The organism is Nocardia lijiangensis NBRC 108240 (assembly GCF_001613045.1).
GTDB lineage: Bacteria > Actinomycetota > Actinomycetes > Mycobacteriales > Mycobacteriaceae > Nocardia > Nocardia lijiangensis.
Window position 1 is genome coordinate 75,509 of the sequence record NZ_BDBP01000015.1, and the last position, 17,859, is coordinate 93,367.

Genomic DNA, 17,859 nt, shown 5'->3' on the forward strand with positions numbered 1-17,859 from the left:
GGTGAGCTCGGGTCGCAGCGACAGCTTCGGCCCGGGCTCACGGGTGCTCCCGTGCGGCGGGCATTCTTCGAGAAAGACCAGTACACAATGGCTTACCACGATTACGACCTGCCGATGCCGAGCACCATGCAGGACGAACCGCTCTCTCTGGCGACGCTGCTGCGCTACGCCACCACGGTGCACGCCGACGCCACCGTCCGCACCTGGACGGGCAGCGAGTCGCGCGTGCTGACCTACCGCGAACTCGGCGAGCGGGCGGCCCAGCTCGCCCACGCACTCACCGCACTGGGAGTCGGCCGCGGCGACCGGGTGGGCACGTTCATGTGGAACAACAACGAACACCTCGTTGCCTACTGCGCCGTGCCCGCCATGGGCGCGGTGCTGCACACCCTCAATATCCGGCTCTTCCCGGAACAGATCGTCTACGTGGCCGATCACGCGGCCGACAAGGTGGTGATCGTCGACGGATCGCTGGCGCCCGCCTTCGCGCAGGTGCTGCCGCGGTTGCGTACCGTCCGCCACGTCATCGTCGCCAACGGTGATGCGTCGGCGTTGCATGCGCCCGAGGGCGTCGCGGTCCACGACCTGGACACGTTGCTCGCCGCGTACCCGGCCACGTTCGACTTCCCGGTGCTGGACGAGCGGTCCGCCGCCGCGATGTGCTACACCTCCGGCACCACCGGCGACCCGAAAGGTGTTGTCTATTCGCACCGTTCGAACTGGTTGCACTCCATGCACGCCTGCACCGCCGACGGGATGGGCATCGAGGCGGGGGATCGGGTGCTGGCGATCGTGCCCATGTTCCACGCCAACGCCTGGGGCCTGCCCTATGCGGCGCTCATGGCGGGCGCCTCGCTGGTGATGCCCGATCGATTCCTGCAGCCGTCGCCGCTGCTGGAGCTCATGGCGGCCGAACGCCCCAATTTCGCCGCCGCCGTTCCGACGGTGTGGACCGGCGTGCTCGCCGCGGTCGACGCCGCCCCGCAGGACCTCGGCCATCTGCGGGCGGTCGTGGTCGGCGGCTCGGCCGTGCCGCCGCAACTGATGCGGGCCTTCGAGGACCGCCACGGGGTACGCATCATCCAGGCGTGGGGCATGACCGAAACCTCGCCGCTGGGCTCCGTCGCGTGGCCGCCGCCCGGCGCCGAAGGCGAGGCGGCCTACGCGTACCGAGTCACCCAGGGCCGCTTCCCCGCTCCGGTGCAGGCCCGGCTCGTCGGCGACGACGGCACGGAGCTGCCGCATGACGGAAAAGCGGTGGGCGAGCTGGAGGTTCGCGGGCCGTGGATCACCGCCTCCTACTACTCGCCGGACGCGGGCACGGTCGGCTCCGACGCGTTCCGTGACGGCTGGCTGCGCACCGGCGACGTCGGCACCATCACCGCCGACGGCTACCTGACCCTGGTCGATCGAGCCAAGGACATCATCAAGTCCGGCGGCGAATGGATCTCGTCGGTCGAACTCGAGAACGCGATCATGGCGCACCCCGATGTCGTCGAGGCCGCGGTGTTCGGGGTGCCCGACGAGAAGTGGGACGAGCGCCCCGTCGTCGCCGCCACGTTGCGCTCCGGCGTCGAGGCCGACGCGGGCGCGTTGCGCGAGTTCCTCACCGGCAAGGTGGCGAAATGGCAAGTGCCGGAACGCTGGACATTCCTGCCCGAGGTCCCCAAGACCAGCGTCGGAAAGTTCGACAAGAAGGTCCTTCGCGCCCGCTACGCGGCCGACGAACTCGACATCGTGGTCTCGAATCCGGGTCTCGCGCAAGCGAACTAGCGCCGCGGGCGCCCGCGCCGCCGGAACCAGTCGGTCGTCGGCGGCGTGGGCCTGTACGCCTCCCCTCTGAGATGTACAAGTCTTGTGAAACAGATCGCTCAGGTGTTTCATGACGAGAGTCCGGGCGCCTCGCGTCGGACGGATCGGCGCCATCCGTCCGCGCGACGCCCGCCATCGGCGCGAGCCGTGATCTCGAGGAGAACCATGAAACGAAGCGGGCGAAAGCCATACCGCCGCAATCGATTCGCCGCGCTGGCGGTTGTCGCGTTGGTCGGCGCTCTCGCGCACGTCACCGGTGCGGGCCCGTCGGCGGGGCAGGAGGGCGCCGATACCGCCGGTGGGCGTCCGGGGGACTTGGCAGGCGTCGAGCCGTACACCTTCCGAGTGCTGCCGGTGCTTCCCACCCGGACCAGAGCGTGGAAGATCCTCTATCACTCGACCGACGCCACCGGCCGGCCCGACGTCGTCTCCGGCACCGTCATCGTGCCCGAGGACGGCCGGACCGGAACGCGTCCGCTGGTGACTTACGCGGTGGGCACCGTCGGAATGGGTGACCAGTGCGCGCCGTCGGCCACCCTCACCAAGGGCGCCACCCTCGAGGCGCCCGCGATCGCCAGAGCGCTCGAACACGGCTGGGCCGTGGTCATCACCGACTACCCGGGGCTCGGCACGCCCGGTGACCACACCTATCTCGTCGGCCGCGCCGAGGGTAACGCGGTGCTGGACGCCGCCCGCGCCGCGCAGCGGCTGCCCGAGGCGCAGCGCGAGGGCGTCACGACCAGCTCGCCGGTGGGCATCATGGGCTACTCCCAAGGCGGTCACGCCAGCGCGTGGGCCGGTGAGCTGGCCCGCGACTACGCGCCCGAACTCCAGGTCGAAGGCGTCGCCAGCGGTGGGGTGCCCGCGGACGTCCTGCGGGGCGCCTCCGACGGGAAAGGGCAGGAAGCACGCAATGTCGGGCTCTCGATGATGATCGGCATCGGCCACGACGCCGCCTATCCCGAGCTGAAGCTGGATTCGTACCTGACGGGGGAGGGGCGCACGCTCGTCCAGAAGCTGCGCGGCGGCTGCGTGCTGGAGAACGTCGTCGCCAGCAGAGGGAGGACGCTCGAGGATCTCCTCGCTCGCAATCCGATCGACTCGCCGGAATGGCAGCGGCGCCTCGGGGAGGACCGCCTCGGGACTCGGTCGCCCGCCGCTCCGGTGTACCTCTACCACGGCACCACCGACGAGGTCGTGCCCTACGGGCTCGGCGAGCAGCTCCGGTCGGACTGGTGCGCGCTCGGCGCCTCCGTCGAGTGGCACACCTATCCGCTGGCCGGGCACGGACCGGCCGCCGTCGCGGGCGGCGGACCCGCGATGGACTGGCTCGCCGATCGACTGGAAGGCCGCCCCGCCCAAAGCAATTGCTGACCGGCCCGCGCGAGCGCCGGAGGGTGTGCCTGGCACCCCCGGCTCACCCCAGACGGACGCGGGTGGCCCGCGGATTCCCTCGGGCGGGTGCGGTGCGCTTACGGTAGGGAGCTATGCCGGTGGGACGCGACGACATCATTCGGTACGCGGCAACCGAGATCGAGGAGGGCAAGCGCCTCGATCTCGGTGTGCTTGCGGGCGAACTGCACATCTCGCGGGTGACGTTGTTCCGGCGCGTCGGCAACCGCGATCAGCTGTTGAGCGAGGCGCTGTGGTGGCTGAACGAGCGCAGCCTCGAATCCTCCATCGGCCGCTGGCGATGCGCGAACGGAGACGCCGTGCGCGGCGAGGGCGGAGCCCTGCGCAGCATGTGGATCGTGACCGATCACTGTGCGCGGACCGGGCGCGACACCGGATTTCAGAAGCTGCTCGACGACGAGCCGATCGCGGCCATCCGGGCGTTGACCGATCCGGAGGGCGCGGTGCAACCCCGGATGATCACCGCTATCACGGATTTGCTGGAACGCGACGTCCGCGACGGTGGTCTGCGGCCCTCGGTGGATCTGGGCACGCTCGCGTTCGCGGTGGTCCGGCTCGGTGAATCCGTGTTGTACGCCGACCTTTTGGCGGGTCGGCAGTCGAACATCGCCAAGGCTTCGACCTTGGTCACCGCCCTGGTCGAAGGGGTGCTCCGTACGGAGTGAGTTCCTCGGCTCGACCGGCTGTGAGCGGGAGAGGTTCACCCGCCCAGAGAAGGGCTGGGCCGCACGAGCGTGGCCGACGGTCCCGACCCAGGTATCGCCGATTCGATCTGTGTGGCCTGGCGTGTTTCGCTGGAGTTCCGGGCTCGGCATCGGCCCCGGCGGGTCGTCGGGACCGTTGTATTCCGTTGGCGGGTAATCATTTCCGAGCGCTGGATCCGAACACTCCAGGGTCACGACGCCGTGCGGCGGCGCGGCCCGGAACGACCCGGTCGCCCGGCGGCGGAGCGGGTCAGGCGCCTACCGAGGACAGCAGCGGCGGCCGAGGCGACGGGCGCCTCGGCCGTGCGCGGGTCAACGGATGACGCGCAGGCACAGGGTGCCGCTGATGTCCATGCCGGAAGGGTGGCCGGTGGAGTAGTACCTCAGCGAGGAATCGGCGTCGGGATAGTCCAGCTCACAAGCTCCGAGCAACGCCCTGCCGAGGACTTCTGCCTGCGCTTTCGGGTCGGTGCACGGCACGATGTCGACGTCGGGGCGGCGGTCGGCGACCCATGTCTCGGTGTTCTTGTTCCGGAGGCACTCACCGGCCTGGGCGTAGCCCGCCGAGCGGGGGGAGGCCGTCGGCGGTGCGGTGGGGCCCAGCGCCCACGCGGGGATGTCGGAGTTCTGCGCATGGGACGGAGGCGGCGGCGACGCGGCTTCCGCGATGGCGAGCGCCGCGAACGCGAGGATCGCGACCGGGACCACCATGCCCGCGAACTCCCAGCGCAGAAAGAGCGGTTTGCCGGGAGACATGGGGCGGTAGGGCGAGTCCGGGTTCGGTGGCGCCAGCGCGGTGATCTTGGCGCGGTGGAAGAGGTTGACCAGCATGGCGCCAGGATTGACCACGACGGAGTACACGCCCCACCAGCCCTGCCAGAGACTGTCCGCGGTCAACTGGCGGTAGGTGGCCAGACCGCAGTCGCGGCAGAAGGGGCCTTCCGCCCTGCGATGCTGCATGGCGAAGACGAGCCCGCGATGACCGCGGAACACGGCGTGGGCCGCCGGTGTGGCACCACAGTACCGGCACCAGATGCCGTTGCCGCCCGCGGATGATTCAGTTGTGGACACGAAGACCGATCTGTGTGAGAGGGAATCCGGGTGTGCGACAGGCGAATCGGGGCGAATCGCCGACAACGGTTACCCATTTGATCGCGCTCCCCCCGGACCCCGCTCTTCGGAATAACCGAATATTCAAACACAGTGCCGTCGGCCGTGATTCGTCGCCCACGCCTTGGTCGCCCGGCGGCGGAGCGGGTCAGGCGCCCACTGAATTCCTGTGGCGCAGGCGACGACTCAGCTGCCCGGGAACCCCGGCGGAAGCGGCTGGAAGGCCGCATTGAACTTCGGTCCCGGCGGCAATCCGCGCAGGATCGCGCTCGTCCAGGCGACCGCGGGAATCCAGCCGGTCGCCGCGTTGGTGATGTGCTCGGGCACCGGCACCGTGTAGAAGCGCAGGTCCGCGCCGCGCTCCCAATAGGATTCGACGGTCGGCAGCACCGTCGAGGGCGGGATCAGTTCGTCCCACACGCCGTGCCACCAGAGGATCGGCGTGTCCGGAATGTGTTTGCCGAGGCTGTTCTCCGCGAGCACGCGCAGAATCTCCGGTGAGGTCTCCAGCGACTTGCCCGGCTGGTAGTACTCGCTGATCGGCCGGTACGCGCCGGTGAGGGCGGCGGTGTACACGCAGCGGTTCTGGAGATCGGCGACGATCGCCTGCCCCTCCGGCGTGAGCAGGTCGTCGACCCGGAACGCCTCGGGGTACTCCTTGGCGAAGGAGGCGAGGCCGAGCCACATGGTGAAACTGCTGGTGCCGGTCAACCCGGGCTGCCTGGCGGTCGCGTACTCGGCCAGCTCGACGAGGTTGCCGGGGGTCCCGCCGATCGTGGTGCCGAGCAACCGCACGTCGGGGGCGTAGCTTGCGCGCAGCTCGGCGGCGCGCAGCGATCCGGAGCCGCCGCCGGAGTAGCCGTACAGCGCGATGCCGGAATCGGCGAGTCCGAGCGCCGGGTCGTTCTTCAGCGCGCGCAAGCTGTCGAGGACCATCTTGCCCTCGTCGTAGGTGTTGAACGTGTTGAACTTCCCGTCGAAGTCGGGCACGTTCAACGCGAAGCCCTGCGCGAGCCAGAACTGCGCCAGTGCAGCCTCTTTCATCGTTCCGACCTGCAAGGTGTAGGAGGGGTTGCAGGCCGAATCGCTGGCATCGATCGCCTCTTGGAAGGACAGCACCGGGCGCGGGCCGCCGTGCCAGGGGATGCCGGGGACGATCACGCTGGTGGCGGTGACGATCGGGTTGTCGTGGACGTCGTTGGTGCGGAACAGGATCTGCTTGGTGTAGACCGGAAAGGGAATGCCGAGCAGCCGGGTCTGCACCTCCCTGGTGCGCACGATCTGGCCGGGCTGGTAGGCGGCCAGGTCCGGCGGATCGTTGTACCACGGGTCGCGGTCCGGCGGGAGAATCGGCAGCATGTCGTACAGCTGCGGTTCCGACGGCAGCCGCGGCAGTTGATTCTGATCCGGCGGAAACGCGGGCGGAAAGCCCGGTTCCGCGGCGACCACACCTGCGCCGAGTGTCGACAAGCACACCGACGAATACACCGCAAGCAGCTGCCGAAGCAGGCTCTTCCTCATCGAAGCGTCCATTCGTTCGACCGGCCGTCTGAGTCACGGCCGCGATTGAGGACCATTTCACGCGAGAAATCGGCGACTGCCTACCGCCAGACCGACAGGTCTGCCGTCACGTCAGTTGTGCATGTGCACAACAGCACCAGCATGGGCGCCGTGACAGGGTGCTAGTCGCGGCCCTCGGATTCGTAGCGCGGACCCAGCAGGGCGATGGCGGTCTCCACGGCCACCTCCGTGATATCGGAGATGTCCTCGCCGTCCTCGACGGTGGAGGCGATGAGTTCGCGAAATCCGCCGTACAGGAAGGTGGCCGTCCTCCGCGTCGCGGGATGCACGCCCGGCGCGCCGAATTCCGGTGTGGAAGTGAGGTTCTGGATCAACGCGATGAACGCGTCGGCGGCGTCGCGATGCAGTTGCCGCGCGCTCTCACCGAGGGCGGGGGTGTCGCGGATCCAGGCCAGAGTGATCGTCCGGTCGGTCTTCGACGCGCTCAGCCACGCCTCGATGGCCTGGCGGACCTGGGTGCGCCAGGGCGCTCCCGGATCGACGGCATCGTAGATCTGCCGGATGGTCTGGCTGTTCCGCTCGGTCAGCAGCGCGATGAAGCAGTCTTGCTTGCTGGTGAAGTGCTCGTAGAAGGTCCGCCGCGAGGTGCGCGCGGTCCGGACCACGTCGGCCACCGTGGCGTCGCGGTACCCGCGCTCGCGCACCGCCTCCGCCATTGCGTCGAGGAGCCTGCGCCGGAAACCGGATTCCGGTGCGGCCTCGGCGGCGGTGGTGGGGACGGGCTCGGCGCGGGTCACATCGACCAGGTTAGTGACCGGTGGGCCGCGCCATCACCTCGGATGCGGCGCGGCGCGGCGTCGCCCGCGCGAACCGCAGGGTGCCGTCCTCGATCCGGCCGTGCCGCAGGGTGAGCACGTCCTGGGCGTAGTTCATGCCGAGCCGCCACGGTGCACGCGATCCCGCCTTCGGGAACCGGTCCAGCGAACGCAGGACATAGCCCGCCTGGAAATCCAGCAGCGGTCTGGTGCCGATCGCCGGATCGGGCACCGGCACACACCGGTCGTAGCCGTGCGCGTCCATGTGCCGCAGCAGCCGGCAGACGTACTCGGCGACCAGATCGGCCTTCAACGTCCACGACGCGTTCGTGTAGCCGATGGTGAACGCGAAATTCGGCACCCCGCCGAGCATCATGCCCTTGTAGGTCATGGTCTGCGGCAACGGAACCTCCCGTCCGTCGACGGTGAGCCGGATGCCGCCGAGGGCGTGCAATTGCAGACCCGTCGCGGTCACCACGATGTCGGCCGCGACTTCCGCGCCGGAGGCCAGCAGCAGCCCCCGCTCGGTGAACCGCTCGATCCGGTCGGTGACGATCGCCGCGTTGCCGTCGCCGATCGCCCGGAACAGATCGCCGTCCGGGACCAAGCACAGCCGCTGGTCCCACGGACCGTAGGCCGGGTTGAAGTGGACGTCCACCTCGTAGCCCTCGGGCAGCTGCTTGATCGTCTGCTCGCGGATGAATTTGCGCATCATTGCGGGCCGCCGCTGGCTCAGCTGGTAGATGAGCGTGCTGATGAGCACGTTCTTCCACCGGGTGACGGCGTAGGCGCGCCGCGAGCCGAGCAGCTCCCGCAGCCGGGTGGCCACAACGTCCACGGTGGGGACGGACAGGATGTAGGTGGGCGACCGTTGCAGCATGGTCACGTGGGCCGCGGTCTGTGCCAAGGCCGGGACCAGGGTCACCGCCGTCGCGCCGCTGCCGATCACGACGACGCGACTGCCCGCGTGGTCGAGGTCGTCGGGCCAGTGCTGCGGGTGCACGACCCGGCCGCGGAAATCCTCGATGCCCGCGAACTCGGGGGTGTAGCCGCTGTCGTAGCGGTAGTAGCCGCCGCAGACGTACAGGTACGAGCACGTCATGGTGACCGTCGTCCCGTCGTGCTCGACGGTGAGCGTCCAGCACGCCGCGCCGCTGTCCCAGGCGGCGTCGACGACCTTGTGCCCGAAGCGGATTCGGCGATCGATGCCCGCGTCGGCCGCGGTCGCGCGCACGTAGTCGAGAATCGCGGGTCCGTCGGCGATGGCCTTGGCGTCGGTCCAGGGCCGGAACCGGTAGCCGAGGGTGTGCATATCCGAATCCGACCGCACGCCCGGATAGCGGAACAGGTCCCAGGTGCCGCCGATCGACTCGCGCGCCTCGAGCACGAGGTACGCGCGATCGGGGAAGGCCGATTGCAGGTGGTGCGCCGCGCCGATGCCGGACAGGCCGGCACCGACGATCACCACGTCGAGATGTTCGTTCATGCCCGCGCCTCGCTCCGGCCCCTGGCGCGCAACCGCCGTTCGAGCAGTGCGATCACGGCGTAGTAGTGGGTGGGCGTCACCCGTGCCAGCGCGTCGAACAGATAGGCGTCCGGGCCGACGAGGATGCGCGCCTTGCCCTGCTCGACGCCGCGGCGGATGATGTCGGCGGCCTTCTCCGGCGAGGTCAGGGTGACCGCTTCGAACTCGGCCGCCATCTGCTCCTTGCTGCGCCCGCGGCCTTCGGGATCCTTGCGCACCCTGGCGTTTCGCGCGATGTTCGTGGTGATGCCGCCGGGATGCACCGTCACCGCCGAGACGCCGGTGCCCCGAAGTTCCTGGCGCAGTGCGTCGGTGAAGCCGCGGACCGCGAATTTCGCTGCGCAGTACGCGCTTTGGTTCGGCATGCCGACCAATCCGAACACACTCGACGTATTGACGATCACGCCGCTGTCCTGCTCGACGAGCAGTGGCAGGAAGGCGCGCGTGCCGTTGACCACGCCGTCGAAGTTGATGCTGCGCAACCAGTCGTCGTCCTCGGCGTCCGCGTCGAGCACCGACGCGGACACCGCGACGCCCGCGTTGTTGAACACCGCGGCCAAGGGCGCGGGCAGCCACTCGCGGACCTCGTCGGCGAAGGCGCGCTGGTCGGTCGCGTCGCGGACGTCGAGCACCCGGGTGAGCACGGGGCCTGCGAGCGAGGCGGCGGTCTCCTTCAGGCCTGCCGCGTCGATGTCGGCGATGGCGACCGGTGACCCGCCGTGGGAGAGATGCTGGGCGAGTGCGCGTCCGATGCCGGAGGCGGCGCCGGTGATCATCGCCGGGTGACCGGACAGTGGTCTAGCGTTTCGGGGCATCGGTGCTCCTGGTGGCTGCGGTGCGGATGTGGTCGTCGATGAGGTCGGCGAGCGTCGGCCAGACGCCCTCGGGCAGGTCGTGGCCCATGCCGGTCAGTGTGTGCAGGCGAGCGCCCGCGATGGCCCGCGCGGTGACCGCGCCGCCGGTGGGCGCGACCATGAGGTCGCGATCGCCGTGCAGCACCAGCGTCGGCGCGGTCACCGCGGCCAGTTCGCGAGTTCGGTCGCCGGACAGGAGGATTCCCGCGAGCTGGCGGCCGACGCCTGCCGCGGGCCGCGGATCGCGATCCCACGTGATCGCCGCCGCCTCGCGCACCGCGGCCTCGTCGAACGGATAGCCCGCGGATCCGATGTGCCGGAACATGCGGACGGCGGCGTCGACGTGCTCGTCGCGGGTGCGCGGCGGTCTCCCGAACATCCGCCGCCACGTCGAGAGCGCCGGGCGCCCGACGCGCGGCGCGCCCGTCGTGGACATGAGGGAGGTCAGAGAAGCGACCCGCTGTGGATGGCGTGCGGCGACGGTCTGCGCGATCATGCCGCCCATCGACATGCCGACCAGGTGCACGACATCCAGGTCGAGCGCATCGAGCAAACCGATGGTGTCGGCGGCCATGTCGCGCAGCTCGTACTGGGCGGGATGCCATCGCTTGCGCAGGAAGTCGAGCGAACTCGGTGGCGGGAAGGTGCCGTGCGTGGACTCGCCGACATCGCGGTTGTCGAAGCGGAGCACGGAATAGCCGCGTTCGGTGAGCAGGCGGCACAGACCGTCGGGCCACGCGTGCATCTGCTGGCCGAGCCCGGCGATCAGGACGAGCGGCGTGCCTTCGGGATCGCCGAGACGCTGATAGGCGAGCCGGACGCCGCGCCCGACGTCGACGAGGTGAGCGGTCATGCCGTCACCTCGGCGGCCTGCGCGTCGGCCGGGGCCGCGGGGTGCGGCGTTCGCCTGCGCACGACCGCCCGGCCCTTCTTGGCGGGAACCAGCGCCACGCCGCGGAAGTGTGCGCGCTCGTCCGGCGCGTCGGTCGTCTCCAGCGTGAAATCCCTGAGCAGCGTGCGCAGGACGACGTTCATCTCCATCGTGGCGAAGGCCGCGCCGATGCAGCGACGCGAACCGCCGCCGAACGGGATCCAGGTGAAGGTGCCGGGCCGCACGCCGACGAACCGGTCCGGGTCGAAGGTGCGCGCCCTGGGGAAGAGTTCCTCGTTGTCGTGCATCAGCCGAATGCTCACCAGCACGTTCTGGCCCTTCGGAAGCGTCCAGCGCCCCAACGGCATCGACTCCGCGCGCACCTTGCGCGCCGTCGCGTCGATCACCGGCCGGACGCGCTGCACCTCGAGCAGGGTTGCCTCGCGCAGCTCCGAGCCGCCCGCATCGACCTCGGTGACCAAGCGCCGCAACACTTCCGGATGCCTGCGCAACCGCTCCACGGTCCAGGCCAGCGTGGTTGCGGTGGTCTCGTGCCCGGCGGTGAGCAGGGTGAGCAGTTCGTCGGCGATCTCGCTCTGTGTCATCGCGGAGCCGTCGTCGTAGCGAGCCTGCAACATCATCGACAGGACGTCGTCGCGGTCGCCGAGATCGGGGTCGGCGGCGGCGCGGGCGATGAGGCGCGCCACGATCTCGTCGTAGCGCCCGCGGTACGCGATGAAACGAGCCCACGGCCCGTAGCGGCCGAGGAACCTCCGAGGCACGGGCAGCGCCGCCAGCGCGGACCCGACGAGGACCAGCCGAGGCAACAGCGCGCGCAGCTCCTCGAACTCCCGGCCCTCCGCACCGAAGACCGCGCGCAGGATCACGTTCAGGGTGATCCGCATCATCGAGTCCATCGTCGCGAACTCGACACCCGACGGCCAGGTCGCCAGCTCGCGTTCGGTTTCCTCCTCGATCAGCGCTTCGTACACCGCCAGCCGCCTGCCGTGGAAGGGCGGGGTGAGGAGCTTGCGCTGTTTGCGGTGTTCGGTCCCGCTCAGCGCGAACAGCGAACCGGGACCGAGGAATTGGCCGAGGTTGACGTCGAGGTTGTCCGCGACATCGCTGCTCGCGGTGAACAGCGCCTTGACCTCGGCGGGCTCGGAGATCACCACGGTGCGGCCGAACCGGGGCATGTAGATCGTGAACGCGGAACCGTACTTCCGGTGCCAGTGGCGCCAGGCTCGGGTTCGGCCCGCCACGATCGTGAGACTCTGCACGATCGGCGGCGTGGATGGTCCTTCGGGCAGTTGCACTGTGCTCATGCGCCATCTCCCAGCGTGGTACTTCGGCGTACCACCAGCACGGTACGCGCATGTACCAGTGTGTGGCAAGAGTCACATCGGGGACCGGCGAAGGTGGGATCGAAGTGCGTGCGCGCTGAAGGCCGCGCTGACCGGGGGCCGAGTCCCGGACGGCGCGTCGTTGACGAACGGGACGGTCTCCGCTGGGCACCATTGCTTGCTATGGGTGATCCGAGCTCGGAGCTGACTTACGTGGTCGAGATCTCGCTGCCGGGCCGGTTGGACGAGCAGTGGTGGCGGATCAGCAACACCGGCACGCCCGCGCAGACCGCGGCGGCGCTGTCCGAACTGGCGACGCGGATCTACCGTGACCTGCTCGGGCCGGGCGCGGGCGGCCTGCACCGCGGCCGGTGCTGGTATCACTGCCTGGTGTGCGGGCCGGACGGTGCGGTGCTGGACGAGGTGGAGGGGCTGGTGCAGGCGTTCCTGCTGTCAGGTGAGCTGCGGACGGTAGCGGCGACGATCACCTGGCGGGCGCGACGCCTGCGCGTCGGCCGCGGGAAAGCCGACTGAGGCCCCGGACGCCGCGGTCGCGATCACCGCCCGAATCCGGGAACCGGTATGGGCGCCGTACTCGGCGGTGCAGCGTCGGCGGCGTTGGCGACCCAGCCCGCGACCACGGCCAACCCGCTCGGGCGGTGAGCCTGCGTCCGCGCCACGGGCCGGTCTCCGGCGACAGGACGGCGTTGTGGAACGGCTGTCGCCAGCTCGTCTTGGCGGCCAGCGCGGTGGCCAGTACCAGCAGCGTGCTGGGGGTGACGTGCAGTGGAAACTGTTCGATCAACCCGTTGGTGTGCCGCCGCGCCCACTCGTCCAGCGCGGGCTGCCCGGTCAGCAGGTCGACCGTGCCGACCGGCAGTGCGCCCAGCCAATCATCGTGGAGCGGAAGGTCTTTGCGGATCCAGATGCCGAGCGCGGCGGACAGGTCGACGGCGCCCGCGAGAACGTCGAGCGTCCGCAGGGCCGCCTCCTGCGCCGCCTCGGCGGGCAGGCCGACGGCGGCCTCCAGTTCCGATCGCGCGGGTCCGTCGGCCGCGGCGGCCAGCAGGGCGAGCAGGGGCCACAGCCCGGCTCCGGAGACGACGAAGTCGTCGTCGCCCGCCGCGGCACACCACCGCGCGGTCAGATCGTTGACTGCGCCGACGTGCGGCGTCAAAAAGGTCTGCACCGCACCACAATACGGATTTCCCGCGGATCGCTACGGGCTCGTCGTCCGCCGGGCCGCACCGTTCGAGGACGCCGAGCGTTCCGCATCCGCGGACGGCCCGCCATATGCTGCCCGCGACCGTCGAGAAAAGAGTCGAAAAAAGATCGGCGCGGATGTCGATCGACCGCAATCCCCGTTCGACCTATGGGCGAGAGGGTCCGAGCGGGACCCACACAGCACAGGGAGACAGACCATGAAGTACATGCTGATCATGCGCGCCACCGACGAGGCATGGGCGGGTATGGCCGACACCGATTTCGAGAAGATGCTCGAGACCATCGGCAGGTTCAACGACGAGATGATCCGGGCGGGCGTGCTGCTGGCCGCGGAGGGCCTCGACGACGCCGCCGAGGGCGTGGTCGTCGACCACTCCTCCGAGACGCCCGTGGTCACCGACGGCCCGTACGGGGAGACCAAGGAGCTGTTCGGCGGGTTCTACATTCTCAATGTGTCCTCGAAGGAGGAGGCCATCGAGTGGGCCAAGCGCGCGCCGCTGACCGGCCCCGGCCTCAAGACCGAGATCCGCAGGGTCACGACGATCGACGAATTCCCGCAGGACAACGAGTGGATTCAGAAAGAGCGGGCCTGGCGCGAAGCCACCGGTCAGCTCTGAGCGGGCCGGCTCGCGATGGCCGATCACACCGGCCGTGAGGCCGTCGCCGCCGTCTGGCGGATCGAGTCCGCGCGGATCGTCGGTGCGCTCGCGCGCTACACCGGCGATTTCGCGCTGGCCGAGGATCTCGCCCAGGAGGCGTTGGCCGAGGCCCTGGTGACCTGGCCGCGGGAGGGTGTGCCGCGCAATCCCGCGGGATGGTTGCTCACCGTCGGCAAGCGCCGCGCGATCGACGCGTTCCGCAGGCGCTCCGCCCTCGACGAGAGGTACGCCGCGCTCGCCCACGAGCTGGGGGAGGGCGGCGCCGCCTCGGGCGTCGCGCCCGCCGAGTCGGCCGAGGACGTGCTCTGGGACCCGGACCAGATCGATGACGACGTGCTCGCATTGATGTTCGTCTCCTGCCACCCGGTGCTGGCGCGGGAGGCGCGGATCGCGCTCACCCTGCGGGTGGTCGGCGGTCTCACCAGCGACGAGATCGCCAAGGCGTTCCTGGTGCCGACCGCGACCGTGCAGGCCAGGATCACGAGGGCGAAGAAGACCCTCGCGGCCGCCAGGGTGCCGTTCGCGGCGCCGTCGGCAGAGGAACGATCTGCCCGGCTCGGGTCGGTGCTCAGCGTGCTCTATGTGATCTTCACCGAAGGGTCGACGGCCAGCTCCGGTGACGATCTGATCCGGCTCGATCTGGCGAGCGAGGCGCAGCGCCTGGCGCGGGTGCTCGTCCGCCTGTTGCCGAACGAACCCGAGGCACACGGCCTGCTCGCGCTGCTCGAGCTGACCGCGGCGCGGTTCCCGGCCCGCACCGCGCCCGACGGCACTCCGGTCCTGCTCGAGCAGCAGGACCGCCGCCGCTGGGACCGCGCCGCGATTCGGCGCGGACGCGCGGCCCTCGCCCGCGCCGAGCAGCTCGGTCGTGGCCTCGGCGCCTACGGCTTGCAGGCGGCGATCGCTGAATGCCATGCGGTCGCGGCGTCGGTCGAGGAGACGAACTGGGAGCGCATCGTGCTCGTCTACGAGGCGCTCGGCAGGCTCGCGCCTTCCCCGGTGGTCGACCTCAATCGGGCGGTCGCGGTCTCCATGGCGCACGGGCCCGCGGCCGCGCTGCCGATCGTGGACCAGCTCGTGGCCGCGGGGGCGCTGGCGAATTCGCACCTGCTGCCGAGCGTGCGGGGCGAACTGCTCACCCGGCTCGGCCGCACGGAGGAGGCACGCACCGAACTGGAACACGCGGTGAAGTTGTGCGCCAACGAACGCGAAAGATCGGTGCTGACAGGCAAACTCGCCGCCCTAGGCTGATGCAGCGGCGACCCGGGGACTCACTCGGGCAGCGGCGGCAGTTCCAGGTTCGCGCGGAAGGTGTCGCCGACGTAGTCGGTGCCGACGATACCGCGGCGGCGAAGTTCGGGAAGCAGTCCGTTGCGGAGGAAATCGCTGGTGCGCGGGGTGTCCAGGCCGCCGAGGGCGATGACGTCGAGGACGCCCGCGTCGTAGCGTTCCTCGATGGCGTCGGCGAGCTGTTCGGGCGTGCCCGCCGCGGCCCAGTGGCCGGTGTCCTTGGCGGCGATGATCAACTCCCGCAACGTCTTTCCCGATCTGGCGAAGGCGGTGAAGATCTCGACCCGTCCGCGCCTGCGGTTCACCGTCGCCGTCTCGGGCAGCAGGTGCTCGGGAATCGGTTTGTCCAGCGGCAACTCGGACAGGTCGACACCGCCACCGAGCATGTCGGCCAAGGCGATGCGCCCTGCCTCGAAATCGGTGGCCTCCTCCCGCTCCCGGACCGCGGCGCGCGCCTCGGCCTCGGTGGCGCCGTAGGTGGCGTGGAAGGAACTCATGATGAACGGAAGCCCGTCCGCGCGACCGAGTTCGGCGGCGCGGGTGCGAATTCGCTTGGCGTAGGTGATGGCATCCGCCAAGGTGGGCAGCGAGGTGAAGACCACCTCGGCGAAGCGGGCGCCGAGCTCGATGCCGCCCTCGGACTGACCGGCCTGGAACTGCACCGGCCGCCGCTGCGGCAGCGGCGGAATGTTCAGCGGGCCGCGGACCGTGAAGTACGGTCCGGTGTGGTCGATCGGGCGCACCAGTTCCTGGCGCAGCACCGCGCCGCCGCGGCCGTCGGGCGTCAGCGCTCCTGGCGCCCAGCTGTCGAACAGCGCGTTGGCCACCGCCAGCGATTCGGCCGCGCGCGCATACCGCTTCTCGGGGCTCGGCAGCTCCTGGTCGCCGTAGTTCTCCTCACCCACCGAGGAGGTCACCGCGTTCCAGGCGGCGCGCCCGTTGCTCACGTGATCCAGGGTGCCGAACAAGCGGGCCAGGTTGTACGGGTGATGGAAAGTCGTCGTCACCGTCGCGATGAGCCCGACGTGCGAGGTCACCGCGGCCAGCGCGGAGACGAAGATCAGCGGCTCCTGCGCACCGATCGCGCCCTGCGCGCCGAAGCTCAGCAGGTCCGCCGCGAACAGCGCGTCGAACTTCTCGGCCTCCGCGATCTTCGCGATCTCGACCGCGGATTCCAGCGTGGACCGCCGCGGATCCACTGCCGCTCCGTACACCTCGGGTGAACCACTGACTCCGGTGACGATCTTCAATGGCCGCCGTCGCCCGCGCACGCTCATTCGCCCGACGCTAATGCGGCGCATCACCGTGGACACCGGTTCCGATCACCGAGAGCGGAACGGCGGTGACGCCACCCCGGTCGCGGCGCCGACCTCACCCGCAACGGGTGAGGCGCGGCCGGGGCGGCGGCCCTAGCGTCGACGGACACGCGCGAATCGAGGAGCGTAAGGAGCACGCCGTGGCCGGAACCTCGCTCGGGACGAATACCGCGATCGCCGCCTCGCACCGGACCTGCGCGGATTGACCGGGCGAAGGCGGCAGACGATGAGATCGCCTCGGAGACAGCCGGCGGGGGAGCGGGCCGCGATGCCACCGGCTGCCACCGCGGGGACCTGGGCCATTCCGCGCGGTCTCGTCGTGCTGCTCGTCGCGGCGAGCGGCGTGGTAGCCATCGCCGGGATCAAAGCCTTCGCGGGCATTCTCGCGCCGGTGTTCCTCGCCCTGATGCTGACCATGGCCGTCCAGCCTCTCCAGACGTGGGCGCAACAACGCGGACTGCGGCCGTGGGTGGGCATGGTCGTCGCCCTCGTCGCGGTCGTATCGATCCTGATCGTGCTGATCGGCGCGGTGGTGGTGTCGGCCGCGCAATTGGCGACCGAACTGCCCAACTACAGCGACCGGGCCGACGAATTGCTGGATCGTTTGCGCGACGCGCTCGCCGACGCCGGGGTGGGCTCCGACCAGATTCAGAACATGCTGAATTCGCTCGACATCGGCAAAGTCGTCGACCTGCTCGAATCGGCGCTGCGCGGGTTGCTCGGCGTCGTGTCGAATCTGTTCTTCATATTCGCGCTACTGGTGTTCATGGCGTTCGACGGCATGGTGATCGACAAGAAGATGGCGTTCGTCGAGCGCACCCGGCCCGAGATCGCGTACGCACTCGCCGCTTTCGCGAGCGGCACCCGCAAGTACCTGATCGTGTCGACGGTGTTCGGGCTCATCGTCGCGGTGCTCGACGGCGCCGCGCTGTGGTTGCTCGGTGTGCCGCTGCCGATCCTGTGGGCGCTGCTGTCCTTCATCACGAACTACATCCCGAACATCGGATTCATCATCGGCCTGGTGCCGCCCGCGCTGCTGGCTCTGCTGGAAGGCGGGGCCGGGCTGATGATCTGGGTCATCGTGGTCTACTGCGGCATCAATTTCGTCATCCAGTCGGTGATCCAGCCGAAATTCGTCGGCGATGCCGTGGGTTTGAGCGTGACGGTGACGTTCCTGTCGCTGACGTTCTGGACCTGGGCTCTCGGCCCGCTCGGCGCACTGCTGGCGATTCCGCTGACGCTGCTGGTCAAGGGCGCGCTGCTCGACATCGACCCCACCACGCGCTGGGCCAACGTGCTGATCGCCGAAAGAGCGCCGGACGCAGAGGGTTCGAAAGACGACGCAGAGGGTCCGAAAGACACCGAGACGCCCGCGAAAGACACCGACGCGCCCGCGACCTGA

General features: G+C 69.7%; 16 protein-coding genes. 7 read left to right on the forward strand and 9 right to left on the reverse strand.

Going from position 1 to position 17,859, the window contains the following annotated elements; all coding sequences use genetic code 11:
• Positions 1 to 114: 114 nt before the first annotated feature.
• From NL1_RS06165 to NL1_RS06175, 3 genes are all read left to right on the forward strand, one after another.
• A complete protein-coding gene (locus tag NL1_RS06165) occupies positions 115 to 1,773 on the forward strand; it encodes a long-chain fatty acid--CoA ligase (protein WP_067835325.1) in 1,659 nt (552 codons plus the stop codon).
• Positions 1,774 to 1,977: 204 nt separating this feature from the next.
• Entirely contained in the window at positions 1,978 to 3,186 is a 1,209-nt protein-coding gene (locus NL1_RS06170; protein WP_067835239.1) for a lipase family protein, read from the forward strand.
• 113 nt (positions 3,187 to 3,299) lie between these two features.
• Positions 3,300 to 3,890, forward strand: coding sequence for a QsdR family transcriptional regulator (locus tag NL1_RS06175; RefSeq protein ID WP_067835241.1), 591 nt, complete (start codon positions 3,300 to 3,302; stop codon positions 3,888 to 3,890).
• Positions 3,891 to 4,241: 351 nt separating this feature from the next.
• Here the strand turns inward: NL1_RS06175 and NL1_RS06180 are convergent, their stop codons facing one another.
• The 7 genes from NL1_RS06180 to NL1_RS06210 form a co-directional block, all read right to left on the reverse strand.
• Positions 4,242 to 5,000, reverse strand: coding sequence for an LppU/SCO3897 family protein (locus NL1_RS06180; protein WP_156094681.1), 759 nt, complete (start codon positions 4,998 to 5,000; stop codon positions 4,242 to 4,244).
• 225 nt (positions 5,001 to 5,225) lie between these two features.
• The gene (locus NL1_RS06185) at positions 5,226 to 6,560 is read right to left on the reverse strand and encodes a lipase family protein (protein ID WP_156094682.1); all 1,335 of its coding nucleotides are present in this window, start codon (positions 6,558 to 6,560) and stop codon (positions 5,226 to 5,228) included.
• A 161-nt stretch (positions 6,561 to 6,721) separates the two neighbouring features.
• Complete coding sequence (locus NL1_RS06190; RefSeq protein ID WP_245673108.1) at positions 6,722 to 7,357, reverse strand: TetR/AcrR family transcriptional regulator; 636 nt, start codon at positions 7,355 to 7,357, stop codon at positions 6,722 to 6,724.
• A gap of 10 nt (positions 7,358 to 7,367) precedes the next feature.
• Positions 7,368 to 8,861, reverse strand: coding sequence for a flavin-containing monooxygenase (locus NL1_RS06195; RefSeq protein WP_067835247.1), 1,494 nt, complete (start codon positions 8,859 to 8,861; stop codon positions 7,368 to 7,370).
• Positions 8,858 to 9,715, reverse strand: coding sequence for an SDR family NAD(P)-dependent oxidoreductase (locus NL1_RS06200; RefSeq protein ID WP_067835249.1), 858 nt, complete (start codon positions 9,713 to 9,715; stop codon positions 8,858 to 8,860). Before NL1_RS06200 ends, NL1_RS06195 begins: the two co-directional genes overlap by 4 nt.
• Complete coding sequence (locus tag NL1_RS06205; RefSeq protein ID WP_067835251.1) at positions 9,699 to 10,607, reverse strand: alpha/beta fold hydrolase; 909 nt, start codon at positions 10,605 to 10,607, stop codon at positions 9,699 to 9,701. Before NL1_RS06205 ends, NL1_RS06200 begins: the two co-directional genes overlap by 17 nt.
• Complete coding sequence (locus tag NL1_RS06210) at positions 10,604 to 11,950, reverse strand: cytochrome P450 (protein ID WP_067835253.1); 1,347 nt, start codon at positions 11,948 to 11,950, stop codon at positions 10,604 to 10,606. The genes NL1_RS06205 and NL1_RS06210 overlap by 4 nt, the downstream gene beginning before the upstream one ends.
• Positions 11,951 to 12,151: 201 nt before the next feature.
• Between NL1_RS06210 and NL1_RS06215 the strand changes: the two genes are divergently transcribed.
• Positions 12,152 to 12,502: a hypothetical protein gene (locus NL1_RS06215; RefSeq protein WP_067835255.1), complete on the forward strand. Its 351-nt coding sequence runs from the start codon at positions 12,152 to 12,154 to the stop codon at positions 12,500 to 12,502.
• Here the strand turns inward: NL1_RS06215 and NL1_RS06220 are convergent.
• Positions 12,453 to 13,157 carry a serpin family protein gene (locus tag NL1_RS06220; RefSeq protein ID WP_067835257.1) on the reverse strand — a complete coding sequence of 235 codons (705 nt, stop codon included), beginning with the start codon at positions 13,155 to 13,157 and terminating at the stop codon, positions 12,453 to 12,455. The genes NL1_RS06215 and NL1_RS06220 overlap by 50 nt on opposite strands.
• Positions 13,158 to 13,389: 232 nt before the next feature.
• Between NL1_RS06220 and NL1_RS06225 the strand changes: the two genes are divergently transcribed.
• Together NL1_RS06225 and NL1_RS06230 are read left to right on the forward strand one after the other, a co-directional pair.
• Positions 13,390 to 13,809 (forward strand): YciI family protein, encoded by a 420-nt coding sequence (locus NL1_RS06225; protein ID WP_067835259.1) that lies wholly within the window; start codon positions 13,390 to 13,392, stop codon positions 13,807 to 13,809.
• Positions 13,810 to 13,824: 15 nt separating this feature from the next.
• On the forward strand, positions 13,825 to 15,102 hold the full coding sequence (locus tag NL1_RS06230; protein ID WP_067835261.1) for an RNA polymerase sigma factor: 1,278 nt from the start codon (positions 13,825 to 13,827) through the stop codon (positions 15,100 to 15,102).
• Between the two features lie 20 nt (positions 15,103 to 15,122).
• On the opposite strand, the gene NL1_RS06235 is transcribed toward NL1_RS06230, so the two are convergent.
• Positions 15,123 to 16,418 (reverse strand): NtaA/DmoA family FMN-dependent monooxygenase, encoded by a 1,296-nt coding sequence (locus tag NL1_RS06235; protein WP_067835263.1) that lies wholly within the window; start codon positions 16,416 to 16,418, stop codon positions 15,123 to 15,125.
• A gap of 307 nt (positions 16,419 to 16,725) precedes the next feature.
• Here NL1_RS06235 and NL1_RS06240 point away from each other — a divergent pair, with 307 nt between their 5' ends.
• Positions 16,726 to 17,859, forward strand: coding sequence for an AI-2E family transporter (locus NL1_RS06240; RefSeq protein WP_245673109.1), 1,134 nt, complete (start codon positions 16,726 to 16,728; stop codon positions 17,857 to 17,859).